Annotated in this window: 11 protein-coding genes; 2 read left to right on the top strand and 9 right to left on the bottom strand. The window is 48.4% G+C overall.

Annotated elements, in window-relative coordinates; all coding sequences use genetic code 11:
• Window positions 1-6: 6 nt before the first annotated feature.
• From EXT46_RS17130 to rpsU, 9 genes are all read right to left on the bottom strand, one after another.
• The gene (locus tag EXT46_RS17130) at window positions 7-828 is read right to left on the bottom strand and encodes a class I SAM-dependent methyltransferase (RefSeq protein WP_022945339.1); all 822 of its coding nucleotides are present in this window, start codon (window positions 826-828) and stop codon (window positions 7-9) included.
• A gap of 110 nt (window positions 829-938) precedes the next feature.
• Window positions 939-2,525 (bottom strand): bifunctional phosphoribosylaminoimidazolecarboxamide formyltransferase/IMP cyclohydrolase, encoded by a 1,587-nt coding sequence (gene purH / locus EXT46_RS17125; RefSeq protein ID WP_022945340.1) that lies wholly within the window; start codon window positions 2,523-2,525, stop codon window positions 939-941.
• Between the two features lie 211 nt (window positions 2,526-2,736).
• Complete coding sequence (gene fis / locus EXT46_RS17120; protein ID WP_010374122.1) at window positions 2,737-3,027, bottom strand: DNA-binding transcriptional regulator Fis; 291 nt, start codon at window positions 3,025-3,027, stop codon at window positions 2,737-2,739.
• Between the two features lie 26 nt (window positions 3,028-3,053).
• Window positions 3,054-4,019, bottom strand: coding sequence for a tRNA dihydrouridine synthase DusB (gene dusB / locus EXT46_RS17115; protein ID WP_045980568.1), 966 nt, complete (start codon window positions 4,017-4,019; stop codon window positions 3,054-3,056).
• Between the two features lie 263 nt (window positions 4,020-4,282).
• A complete protein-coding gene (gene prmA, locus EXT46_RS17110; protein WP_130148751.1) occupies window positions 4,283-5,161 on the bottom strand; it encodes a 50S ribosomal protein L11 methyltransferase in 879 nt (292 codons plus the stop codon).
• A gap of 62 nt (window positions 5,162-5,223) precedes the next feature.
• Complete coding sequence (gene rpoD, locus EXT46_RS17105) at window positions 5,224-7,065, bottom strand: RNA polymerase sigma factor RpoD (protein ID WP_022945343.1); 1,842 nt, start codon at window positions 7,063-7,065, stop codon at window positions 5,224-5,226.
• A gap of 124 nt (window positions 7,066-7,189) precedes the next feature.
• The gene (gene dnaG / locus EXT46_RS17100; RefSeq protein ID WP_053910049.1) at window positions 7,190-8,959 is read right to left on the bottom strand and encodes a DNA primase; all 1,770 of its coding nucleotides are present in this window, start codon (window positions 8,957-8,959) and stop codon (window positions 7,190-7,192) included.
• Window positions 8,960-9,107: 148 nt separating this feature from the next.
• The gene (locus EXT46_RS17095) at window positions 9,108-9,554 is read right to left on the bottom strand and encodes a GatB/YqeY domain-containing protein (RefSeq protein WP_022945345.1); all 447 of its coding nucleotides are present in this window, start codon (window positions 9,552-9,554) and stop codon (window positions 9,108-9,110) included.
• A 21-nt stretch (window positions 9,555-9,575) separates the two neighbouring features.
• Window positions 9,576-9,791 (bottom strand): 30S ribosomal protein S21, encoded by a 216-nt coding sequence (rpsU, locus tag EXT46_RS17090; RefSeq protein WP_022945346.1) that lies wholly within the window; start codon window positions 9,789-9,791, stop codon window positions 9,576-9,578.
• 199 nt (window positions 9,792-9,990) lie between these two features.
• On the opposite strand from rpsU, the gene tsaD reads away from it, so the two are divergent.
• Window positions 9,991-11,007 carry a tRNA (adenosine(37)-N6)-threonylcarbamoyltransferase complex transferase subunit TsaD gene (gene tsaD, locus EXT46_RS17085; RefSeq protein WP_130148749.1) on the top strand — a complete coding sequence of 339 codons (1,017 nt, stop codon included), beginning with the start codon at window positions 9,991-9,993 and terminating at the stop codon, window positions 11,005-11,007.
• Window positions 11,008-11,248: 241 nt separating this feature from the next.
• The gene (gene panP, locus EXT46_RS17080; protein ID WP_130148747.1) at window positions 11,249-12,874 is read left to right on the top strand and encodes a pyridoxal-dependent aspartate 1-decarboxylase PanP; all 1,626 of its coding nucleotides are present in this window, start codon (window positions 11,249-11,251) and stop codon (window positions 12,872-12,874) included.
• Window positions 12,875-12,885: the final 11 nt, after the last annotated feature.

Genomic DNA, 12,885 nt, shown 5'->3' with positions numbered 1-12,885 from the left:
AAAATCCTATTGCGGTTTGATGAATTTCAGCGTCATCCGATCGCTTTCACCAATCGCCTCATATTTAGCGCGGTCTTCATCGCCTAGCGCTAAACGCGGTGGCAATGTCCACACGCCACGAGGGTGGTCGGCAAAATCATTCGGGTTTGCATTGATTTCACTTTTCGCAGCGAGTTCAAATCCGGCCTGTTTAGCCAGCTCAATCACCCAACTTTCTTTAACATAGCCTGAGCGTTTCGCTTTACCTGCATCGCGGCTTTCGGGTAAGCGGTGATCAACTACACCAAGTACGCCACCGGGCTTTAAGGCTGCATAAAAGGCTTTAAAGGCATCTTTAACGCCTTGTTCGTCTTTTTGCATATACCAGTTGTGCAGGTTTCTGAACGTCAGCACCATGTCGGCGCTTCCTTCAGGAGCGATGCTATGATGTGTGCCAGGCGCAAACTCACTGAGTTTAACGTCGCTGTAGGCACTGTCGCTGGCAAGTTTATCTTGGAAACGGGTCAGTGAGCGTTGGTAATACTCAACATCGCTATCAGCAGGGAAGTGGGCGGCGTAAAAGGTGCCTTCACCTTTCATCGCAGGGGCGATAATATCGCTGTACCAGCCGCCACCAGGCCAGATCTCAACTACGGTCATCGACGGTTCGAAGCCAAAAAACGCCAAGGTTTCCACCGGGTGGCGATATTGGTCGCGACTTTTTGCTTGCTCGCTACGCAAATCGTTTTGCGCGGCATCGGTGAGTGCTTCGGTGCCATTGGTTGCAGCACAAGCACTTAAAGAGACAGCTAAAGCAGCGCTGAGCGCGGTTTTCAAGCCTAGTTTCATAATCTAATCCTTGCTGTTGTTTTTGGTATTTAATGCCAACATAACAGATTGATTTGAATAGTCTACGAAAACACGCCAGTACAAATTATGCACTGGCGTGGTTAGCGGTTTTAGTGGCGGAAGTGGCGCATGCCGGTGAATACCATGGCCATGCCTGCTTCGTCTGCAGCGGCGATAACTTCTTCATCGCGCATTGAGCCACCAGGCTGAATCACGGCAGTGATACCAGCCGCTGCTGCGGCGTCGATGCCATCACGGAACGGGAAGAAGGCATCCGAGGCCATGACCGAGCCTTCAACCACGAGGTTTTCGTCAGCAGCCTTAATACCGGCGATTTTCGCTGAATAAACGCGGCTCATTTGTCCGGCACCCACACCAATGGTCATGCCGTCTTTGGCGTATACGATGGCGTTCGATTTAACAAACTTAGCCACCTTCCAGCAGAACATTAAATCGTTTAGCTCTTGCTCGGTAGGTTGGCGCTTAGACACGACTTTTAGCTCTTCTTTGGCCACCATGCCTTGGTCGCGGTCTTGCACTAAAACACCGCCATTAACGCGCTTAATATCCACAGCGGTGGTTTTATCTTGCCACTGGCCACACTCTAGTAGGCGTACATTTTGTTTTGCCGAAACGATTTGCGCTGCTTCTTCGCTGATGCTAGGCGCGATAATCACTTCCACAAACTGGCGCGCAACGATGGCTTCTGCGGTATCACCATCAAGTTCACGGTTAAAGGCAATAATGCCGCCGAAAGCGGAAGTTGGGTCGGTTTTAAAGGCGCGGTCATAGGCGCTAAGAATGTTTTCACCGACCGATACGCCACATGGGTTGGCGTGTTTCACGATTACACAGGCTGGCGCATCGAATTCTTTGACGCACTCAAGGGCTGCGTCGGTATCAGCAATGTTGTTGTATGATAGCGCCTTGCCTTGTAGCTGCTTAGCGGTGGCCACTGAGGCTTCGCTGAGGTCATTTTCTACGTAAAACGCCGCATCTTGGTGCGAGTTTTCGCCGTAGCGCATGTCCTGCTTCTTGGTGAATTGCATGTTGAAAGTGCGTGGAAATTTAGTCTCAGCCGCCGCTTCCTCGGTGTAATCTGGCACCATCTTACCGAAGTAGTTAGCGATCATACCATCGTACTGAGCAGTGTGCTCAAAAGCCGCAATAGCTAAATCAAAACGTGTGGCGTGTGTGGTTGAGCCTTGGTTGGCTTTCATTTCGTCAATTACGCGTGTGTAATCACCCGCATTTACTACGATGGTCACGTCTTTGTGATTTTTCGCTGCCGCGCGCACCATAGTTGGGCCGCCGATATCGATATTCTCAACGGCGTCTTCAAGGCTGCAATCCGCTTTAGCAACGGTTTGTGCAAAAGGATATAGGTTCACTACAACCATATCGATGGCATCGATGTTGTTGTCGCTCATCACCCCTTCATCTTGGCCGCGACGCGCTAATATGCCACCGTGGATTTTCGGGTGTAGGGTTTTTACGCGACCGTCCATAATTTCTGGATGACCGGTGTGGTCAGATACTTCAGTGACCTTAATGCCGTTGTCAGCAAGCAGTTTGCAGGTGCCACCGGTAGAAAGAATGTCAACGCCTTGAGCGGCTAATTCGCGAGCGAATTCAACGATACCCGTTTTGTCAGACACACTGATAAGTGCGCGACGAATTGGACGATGTGTATCCATGGTTGTTTTGATTACCTCAATGAGTGAAAGCTTGCCTAGGCTTACGCCTTGGGGTTAGGCAAGGGGACTTGCTTAGAATCCCTTATTTTAAACAATGATGGTGCTTTTGTATAACACCAGACCAGGTGTAGCGCTGGTCATTTTCGCGTATGGACGAAAATAAAAAAGCACCCGAAGGTGCTTTTAGGTGCAGCTTAGCGCTGCGTATTCATTAGTTCATGCCGTACTTTTTCAGCTTCTTGCGTAAAGTACCACGATTGATACCTAGCAAGATGGCCGCACGCGTTTGGTTGCCACGTGTGTAAGTCATTACTTCTTCTAGAAGCGGTGCTTCTAGTTCAGAAAGAACAAGCTCGTATACATCTTGTACGTCCTGACCGTTAAGCTGCTTTAAGTAGTGGTGAACAGCTTTTTTAACAGCGTCGCGAAGAGGCTGTGGTTTCTCTTGTGACTGAACGTGAGCGTTAGTAATAAAAGGAGAAGTCACATTTTGTTCAAACATCGTTGTATTGTCTCTTTCTTTCTGGATTAGCAATAAGTTTCAAAGTACTCATTAAGCGCTTCCACCTGCTGTTGAGGTGTTTCTAGCGCATTGAATACTCGCCTAAACTGACCGTTTTCGTCATGAGCGTGCAAATACCATCCAACATGCTTGCGAGCAATCCGCGCCCCCATGGGCTCACCGTAAAATTGATGCAGATTAGTTAAATGCTCCATCAATATACTGCGTACTTCGCCTAATTCAGGCGGCGCTAGCAGCGTTCCGGTTTTTAAATAATGATCGATTTCCCGGAAAATCCAGGGGCGACCTTGGGCGGCTCGGCCAACCATGATGGCATCTGCGCCCGTATACTCTAAAACCTGTTGTGCCTTATGTGGCGATGTAATATCACCATTAGCCACCACAGGAATCGACACTGAGCGTTTCACGGCTCTAATCGTGTCGTATTCAGCATTGCCTTTATACATGCATGCACGAGTGCGTCCATGGACGGCAAGTGACTGAATACCATTGTGCTCAGCGATAGCTGCAATCTCGACGCCGTTGCGATTATCCACATCCCAGCCAGTACGGATTTTCAATGTGACGGGCACATCCACCGCATTAACCACCGCTTTAACGATGGCTTCGACCAACTCTGGATATTGCAGCAACGCAGAGCCTGCAAGCTTTTTATTCACTTTTTTTGCCGGGCAGCCCATATTGATATCTATGATCTGCGCGCCATTGGAAACGTTAAATTGTGCGGCTTGCGCCATAAGTTCAGGGTCGGCACCGGCAATTTGCACGGAACGAATACCTGACTCACCACTGTGATCCATACGGCCCATGGATTTAGCTGTACGCCAAACCTTTGGGTTGGAAGACAACATCTCGGAGACCGCGAGGCCTGCACCTAAGCGACGACAGAGTTGTCGAAAAGGGCGGTCGGTTATCCCAGCCATGGGGGCGACCATTAAGTTGTTTTCTAACTGGTACGGACCAATTTGCACAGCGACTCAATTCACCTCGTTTCAAGGGGCGCTAAGTTTACGGTTTTTTGCGCCAAAATCAAAGGCTATAAATTGAACAAAAGTGCTTTTTTTTTAAACTTTTCGTATTGACATTTGGTAACGAGCTGAGGGAGTGATTTTTTTGTTTGTTTTATGAACACAGGCCCGTGAAAGCTTACTCTGCGGGGTGTTGATGATGCGTAAAAAGTGTAAAAAAGTCGCGCAGGGACAATTGTCCGCTGCGCAAATAGTGTCAGCTGTGGTTACTTTTTAACCCCGCTGATGCGCACCCAATCCCCTTCTTGTTCGATAGGGGAGAGGCTTACTTGCTGGTCATAATGACTGGCTACCGATTGCGCTTGCTCAGCCAGCACTCCGGATAGCGCGATGTCACCGCCGGACTTTAGCAAGCTGAGAATCACTTCATTAAGTTCACGCAAGGGCTGGGCAAGAATATTAGCAACCACCACATCAGCTTCAAGATGAGGTTGGTTTTGTGGCAAATACACCTCTAGCTGTTCAGCAACACCATTACGTGCGGCGTTGTCTTGACTGGCATCGAGGGCTTGCTGGTCGATATCTATACCGATAACGCGGGCAGCACCTAACTTGATGGCCGCAATACCCAAAATACCGGAACCACAGCCAAAATCGACCACAGTTTTGCCGCTTAAATCGAGGCCTTCTAACCACTTTAAGCATAGCGCGGTAGTAGCATGGGTGCCGGTGCCAAAGGCCAGACCTGGGTCGAGCATAACATTAACCGCACTGGGGTCTGGCACATCGAGCCAGCTTGGGCAAATCCATAAACGCTCGCCAAAGCGGATAGGGTGGAAGTTTTTCATCCACTCTCGTTCCCAATCTTTGTCTTCAAGTTGCTCAATTTTATAATGAAACTGCTCTTTCAGCTCAGGCTGTACTTTTAGGTAGTCAACCACGGCTTGCATATCGTGGTTGGCCTCAAACAGGCCAATCACAGTGGTTTCTGCCCAGTATTTTACTTCCCCGGGCTGGGGTTCAAAAATAGGCGTGTCTTTAGTGTCCATGAAGGTCACCGATGGACAACCGATGTCCATAAGGTGATCACTAATGGCATCAGCCGTTGACTCGGTGGCACGAATGCGGATTTGGATCCAAGCCATTGTAAATCCTCGTTAAAAAAGGCCGCTAAAAAGCGGCCTTGATGTAGTGTGTAAGACGCGGCTTATTTGCTGGCGTCTAAGAAACTCTTCAGCAGGTCAGAGCGCGATGGATGGCGTAACTTACGCAGTGCCTTCGCTTCGATTTGACGGATACGCTCTCGAGTAACGTCAAACTGCTTACCCACTTCCTCTAGGGTGTGGTCGGTATTCATGTCGATACCAAAACGCATACGTAGTACTTTTGCTTCGCGAGCTGTCAGGCCTGCCAGTACTTCGTGAGTCGCGCCTTTAAGGCTTTCCATGGTCGCTGAATCGATTGGCGAGTCAATGGTGGTATCCTCAATGAAGTCACCTAAGTGCGAATCTTCATCGTCACCGATAGGCGTCTCCATTGAAATCGGCTCTTTAGCGATTTTTAATACCTTACGAATCTTATCTTCAGGCATTAGCATGCGCTCAGCCAGTTCTTCAGGGTTTGGCTCGCGGCCCATTTCCTGAAGCATCTGACGCGAGATACGATTGAGCTTATTAATGGTCTCAATCATATGTACCGGAATACGAATAGTACGCGCTTGGTCAGCAATCGAACGAGTGATTGCCTGACGGATCCACCAAGTTGCATAAGTTGAGAACTTATAACCACGGCGATATTCAAATTTATCTACTGCTTTCATCAAGCCGATGTTACCTTCTTGGATCAGATCCAAGAATTGCAGACCTCGGTTGGTGTATTTCTTGGCAATTGAAATAACCAGACGTAAGTTTGCTTCAACCATCTCTTTTTTCGCACGGCGGGCTTTCGCTTCACCAATGCTCATACGACGGTTGATATCTTTAATACGCTCAATGGATAAACCGGTGCTTTGCTCAATCTGTTTTAGCTTATTGATGCAACGTTCAATTTCCGGTTTTAGCTCGCTTAATTTCGCTGAGTAGCTCTCGCCTTTAGCGATTTCGGCATCAAGCCAAGAGGCATCTGTTTCGTTATTAGCAAAATGCTTAACGAACGTTTTCTTTGGCATTTTAGCAACTTGTACCGCTTGCTTCATGATGATGCGCTCTTGCACACGCACTTTATCCATCATCGCACGCATGTTGTTAACCATGCGATCAAATTGCTTCGGTACTAGTTTGAAGGTACGAAATAGCTCGCCGATCTCGATAATCGCGGCTTTAGCATCGGGATGCGAACGGCCTTTTTGCTCGAAAATCTCGCGTGCGCCAGTGTACAAGGCACGAAGTTTTTCAAAGTGCTCGCGCGCTTCTTCCGGATCTGGGCCGTTATCGGTTTCTTCTTCATCATCGTCATCGCTGTCAGCATCATCGTCTTCGTCATCGAGCTCTTCTTCGCTCAATTCAGAACCAATGTGTGTGGCAGAGATTTGTGTTTCGTCCTCGTTGGGATCGAAAAAGCCAGTGATGATGTCGCTCAAGCGAATTTCTTCGGCTTCGAACATGTCCCACTGTTCAAGTAGGTGCGAGATAGCCTCTGGATATTCAGCAACAGAAATCTGTACTTGGTTGATACCTTCCTCAATACGCTTGGCGATGTCAATTTCGCCTTCACGAGTAAGTAGCTCAACCGTCCCCATTTCACGCATATACATGCGCACAGGGTCCGTAGTACGACCGATCTCTTTTTCTACCGTTGCCAGGGCTGCAGCCGCAGCCTCTGCTGCGTCCTCATCCGTGGTCGTTTCAGCCATCATTAATTCATCGGCATCAGGGGCAGACTCGCTGACCTTAATACCCATGTCATTAATCATGCTGATAATGTCTTCGACCTGATCCGAGTCAATGATGTCTTGTGGAAGGTGATCGTTCACTTCCGCGAATGTAAGATAACCTTGCTCTTTACCTTTCTGAATCAGAAGTTTTAGTTGTGACTGAGGAGTTGGATCCATAGAGATTTGCTCTTCCACCCTGATAAGTTGATACAACAGGCGTCAGCTTAAGAACCTAAGCTGGGAGCCCCAAGCCGGTTTGACGCAGTGAATTGCGTATTATAACAGACCGAGTTTTTTCTGGCTAGCTTTCGAGCACTTCACTGCCTTTTAGTGCTTGCGTCAGTAGCGCGTATTCACGTCGTTCTTCAAAGCTTAAACCTTGCGTCTTGTCCTTTATTAATAAGGTCTCGAGGCGATGATTTAAACACTGATCTTCAATGAATTTGACCGTTTGTTGGAAATGAGGTTCCAAAACCTCGTCGTTTATTTGGTGTGGCCACGCCGCAAGCTTAGTAAGCGCGCCGTATTCAGGGCGTTCACGGTAACTTTCTAACAACTGTGCGGTGGTAATTTGTGGGTTGTCTAAACATTGCTTTTGAATGGCTAAAAACAATTCCAAACCCGGTAAACCTAAACTGGCAAGCTCTGGCATGTACTCAACCGTAGGTGCCAATTGCGGGTGTTGCACCATAAGCGCGATGGCGGTGCGCATGGGTGTCATTTTAAATTGGCTCTCAACCCGTTTTTGTTGCTTTGGGGTTTTGAGCTTGGCATTGAGTTGTTCCCGAGTGCGGCCAATAAACCGTGCTAAACGTTCTAATAGGCTTTCTTGGTAAAACTCACTGGGAATTTTTTCAATCAGTGGTAAGGCTTCGCTTAGTAACTTGGCTTTGCCTGCATCCTGAGTAAGATCTAAATGTTCGCTCAAACGAGCAAAAAACACCTCGATAAAATCTTTGGCGTCACCCAAACGTTGTTCAAAGGCCGCTTTGCCTTCTTGCTGTACCAATGAGTCGGGATCTTCACCGTCTGGTAAAAACACGAATTTCAGCGCCTTGCCGTCTTTTAAATAGGGAAGGGCATTTTCAAGCGCGCGCCAAGCCGCGTCGCGACCTGCGCGGTCGCCATCATAACAACAAATAACTTTGTCGGTGGCCCGCAGCAGTAACTGCATGTGTTCGGCGGTGGTCGCAGTGCCCAAGGCGGCAACGGCATATTTAATATCATGCTCAGCCAAGGCCACCACATCCATATAACCTTCAACAATGAGTAACTGCTCAAGCTTTTTGTGCGCTTGCTTAGCCTCATAAAAACCGTACAGCTCAAAACCTTTGTGGAATACCCGGGTCTCAGGTGAGTTTAGGTATTTAGGGCCGTTGTCATCGCTGCCCATGATACGTCCGCCAAAAGCAATGACCCGACCGCGACGGTCGCGAATAGGGAACATCAGTCGGTCACGGAAGAAATCAAAGGTGCGGCCATTGTCTTTTTGGGTGGCCAGTTTAAGTTCGATTAACTGCTGCTTTTGCTTGGGGTTTTTCCCCAGAGTCTGGCACAAGGCTTCCCACTCACTCGGAGCATAGCCAATTTGATAGTCTTTAACCGTTTGGCCGCTGAGGCCTCGCCCTTTGAGATAATCAATCACCAACTGTGAGTTAGCATGATGGCGCAGTTGCTGCTGATAATACCGTGCTGCTTGTTCCATCAATTCATAGTCTGAGCGCTTTTGTTCTTGACTGACAGGAGGGCGCTCGGAATTATTATGGCCTTGCTCTCTTGGCACTTCGAGGTGCAATAAACTGGCGAGCTCTTCGATAGCGTCAACAAAGTCGAGTTTATCGTATTCCATGACAAAACTGATGGCATTGCCATTAGCGCCACAACCAAAGCAGTGATAAAACTGTTTGTCTTGAGAGACGGTAAATGACGGTGTTTTTTCGTTATGGAAAGGGCAACAGGCCTGATAATCTTTGCCTGCTTTTTTTAGATTAACGCGAGCGTCTATTAACTCTACAATATCGGTGCGAGCTAAAAGATCATCAATAAATTGCCGTGGGATCTTGCCTGCCATTGCTAACACCTAATTGGGAATAGAGAATCTCAGTAGTATATCAATCGCCACGAAGAAATGGAGCTGTCACAGTGACTTTATTTTTCTATCTTGCACAAACGAAGAAACCGAGCACGAGGCTCGGTTTGCTTGAATTTGCTTTCGCAATCTAGGCGCTGAGTCGCTGTTTAATAAGGCCTGATAATTTGCCCATATCGGCACGGCCTTCAGCTTGACTCTTAATTACGCCCATCACTTTACCCATGTCTTGCATGCCTTGGGCACCGGTGTCGGCGATGGCGTTATCAATCAGTTGATTGATTTCATCCTCGTTCAGTGGCTTTGGAAGAAACTCCTCTAAAACCGCAATTTCGGCAGCTTCAACATCAGCGAGATCGTCACGACCGGCGTCTTTATACTGAGTATAAGAATCACGGCGTTGCTTAACGAGCTTAACGATAACCGAGGTAATCGCGGCTTCGTCTAAGGTAATGCGCTCGTCGATCTCACGCTGTTTAATGGCTGCTAATACTGAACGCACAGCACCAAGGCGCATTTTGTCCTTGGCACGCATCGCGTCTTTTTGTGCATCTTTTAAGGTAACTAAAAGACTCATGACATCAAGACCGAAAAGCGATTAGTATAAACGAACGCGACGTGCGTTTTCGCGAGAAAGCTTTTTCATGTGACGCTTAACAGCAGCCGCTTTTTTACGCTTACGCGCAGCGGTTGGCTTTTCATAGTGCTCGCGACGACGAACTTCTGAAAGGATACCTGCTTTTTCACATGAACGCTTGAAGCGGCGTAGAGCTACGTCAAACGGCTCGTTTTCTCTTACTTTAACTACTGGCATTAAAAATTCACCTACCTAACTAAATGAGCTTCACTCATCTGATCAAATTATGATCAAGTGGTTCAAAAATGGTGCGGCATTGTAATCCGACTTACCCCCGTGTGTAAAGAATAAATATCACAATACTGGTAAAATTGCAGCAACCAAGTAGAATATGCGGCCTTATCCATGCCATCTAAGCCCATGTAGGAGACTCACATTGCGCATTTTGGGAATAGAATCTTCCTGTGACGAGACCGGGATTGCTATTTATGACGATGAACAAGGCTTGCTTGCGCATCAATTATATAGCCAAGTGAAAATGCATGCCGATTATGGCGGCGTGGTGCCTGAATTAGCATCGCGCGATCATGTGCGTAAAACATTGCCTTTAATTGAAGCTGCGTTTGCCGAAGCAAAGTGTGGCCCTGAGGATTTAGATGGTGTGGCCTATACCGCAGGCCCAGGCCTCGTCGGGGCTTTATTAGTAGGCTCATCCATTGCACGCTCCTTAGCCTATGGGTGGCAGCTCCCCACTGTGGCGGTTCACCATATGGAAGGGCATTTACTGGCACCGATGTTGGAAGAGCGAGTCCCTGAGTTTCCTTTTGTGGCTCTGTTGGTATCCGGAGGGCACACGCTGTTGGTGAAGGTTTGCAATATCGGTGAATACCAAGTACTTGGTGAGTCGGTGGATGATGCTGCCGGTGAAGCTTTCGATAAAACCGCAAAGTTACTTGGGTTAGATTATCCAGGCGGGCCCTTATTGGCGAAGTTGGCAGAGCAAGGCACGCCGGGGCGCTTTAAGTTCCCCCGACCCATGACCGACAGACCTGGCTTGGATTTTAGCTTTAGCGGGTTGAAAACCTCTGCGGCGAATACCATTCGTAATGAAGGGGATGACTCACAAACGAAGGCTGATATTGCCCATGCTTTTCAGACAGCAGTGATCGATACCTTGGCGATTAAGTGTAAGCGAGCACTTAAGCAAACCGGTATAAAACGTTTAGTGATCGCCGGTGGAGTCAGTGCCAATACTTATTTACGTGAACAGTTGGCGAAGGTAATGCAAGGCATGCAAGGTGAGGTGTACTATCCGCGCCCAGCTTTTTGTACAGATAACGGGGCGATGATCGCCTACGCCGGCATGCAACGCTTAAAAGCAGGGCAAACTGGCGATGTGAGCACGCAAGTTATGCCGCGCTGGCCAATAGACAGTTTACCGAGTATTGCTTAAGGGTCGTGTGCGCATGTTCAACCCATGCGCGCAGCCTTGGATGAGCTATTGTTAAGTCATTCTTTTGTACCAGTATAAGTGCCGCTTATGCTGGTAATGTCGTAAAAAATTCACCTAACTTTCTTAAATTTGACCAAAGCTGCAAGACTTTCTAAGGTGATTGCTATAAAGTGAGCGCAATTAAATTGAACTGCTTTAAGCAACCCGTCACCGCCTTAAAGCCAATGCATTTAGGTATGTCATGAGTGATAAGCGTTTTGCCGTCGCATCAGAGCAGAGCTTGATGCGCGTCTTTACGGTGCCAGAGGCACCGGACTCAACGCTCAGTAAAATAGAAGCCGAGATTTCCAGTAATCTAGCTGGCTTCTTAAATGAGAACATTGCAGCGGTTGAAAAACCGCTGCATGAAATCGAGCGCGACTTCGAATCAGCTCAGGTTCCCGAAGAGCCGATGTTTGTCAGTGCCCATGCTCAGGACATCATGGAAAAGCTGGTAGCGCATTCTGTGCATACCGCTGCCCCGAGCTTTATTGGTCATATGACCTCGGCGTTACCTCATTTTGTGTTGCCGCTGTCCAAACTCATGGTGGGTCTTAACCAGAACCTGGTGAAGATCGAAACCTCCAAAGCCTTTACCCCGTTAGAGCGCCAAGTGGTCGGCATGCTGCATCATATGGCGTATGGTCGTGAGCAAAAGTTCTACGACAAGTGGATGCACAGCGCCAAAACCTCGCTCGGTGCGTTTTGCTCTGGGGGCACGGTGGCGAACATTACTGCCTTGTGGATAGCGCGCAACTGCTTGCTCAAGGCTGAAGGTGATTTTAAAGGCATTGGCGCCCAAGGATTGGTGTCGGCGATGTTCCACTACGGTTACAAAGGTTTGGCGGTATTGGTTTCCGAGCGAGGCCATTATTCCCTTGGTAAGGCCGCCGATGTGCTCGGTATTGGCCGCGATAACTTTATCGCGATTCCTACCGATGAAGATAATAAAGTCGATGTTGCAGCGATGCGCAAAGAAGCGCGTGCCCTCGAAGCCCAAGGTATTAAAGTGATGGCTTTGGTGGGAGTCGCTGGAACCACCGAAACCGGCAATATCGACCCGTTGAACGACATGGCTGATCTGGCCGAGGAGCTGGGCTGTCACTTCCATGTCGATGCGGCTTGGGGTGGAGCCACCTTGTTATCGAATAATCACCGTCATCTGCTCAGTGGCATTGAGCGTGCAGACTCCATCACCATTGATGCGCACAAACAAATGTATGTGCCTATGGGCGCGGGAATCGTGTTATTTAAAGACCCCAGCGCGACCGACGCCATAGAGCACCACGCTGAATATATTCTGCGTAAAGGTTCAAAAGATTTAGGCAGTCATACTTTAGAGGGTAGCCGCCCGGGAATGGCGATGTTGGTGCATGCCTGCTTACGTATTATCGGTCGTAAAGGCTATGAGATGCTGATCGATAAAAGCTTAGAGAAAGCGCGCTTTTTCGCTGATTTAATTAAATCGGAAGCGGATTTTGAACTGATCTCCGAGCCTGAATTGTGCTTATTAACCTACCGTTATGTGCCAGAGAAAATAAAGGCACGGTTGCAGCAGGCGGATGAGCAAACCAAGCTGGATATTTACGCCGCATTGAATCGTTTCACCGCTAGCATGCAAAAGCGCCAGCGTGAGGCGGGGCGTTCATTTGTATCGCGTACCCGGTTGACTCCGGCTTCCTACGGCTATCAGCCTACGGTGGTATTTCGTGTGGTATTGGCGAACCCACTCACATCGAAAGCGATACTTAAGGACATTCTGGCAGAGCAGCGCGAATTAGCCGCCTCAGATCCTATGTACAAAAAGTACTTGTCTAAGTACCTTTAATCCTGCCTTAA

Origin of the sequence: Pseudoalteromonas sp. CO325X, assembly GCF_004208955.1 — a bacterium.
In the GTDB taxonomy this organism is placed as follows: domain Bacteria; phylum Pseudomonadota; class Gammaproteobacteria; order Enterobacterales; family Alteromonadaceae; genus Pseudoalteromonas; species Pseudoalteromonas ruthenica.
The sequence above is the reverse complement of the archived record's forward strand: the minus strand, read 5'-3'. Positions and strand labels throughout refer to the sequence as shown.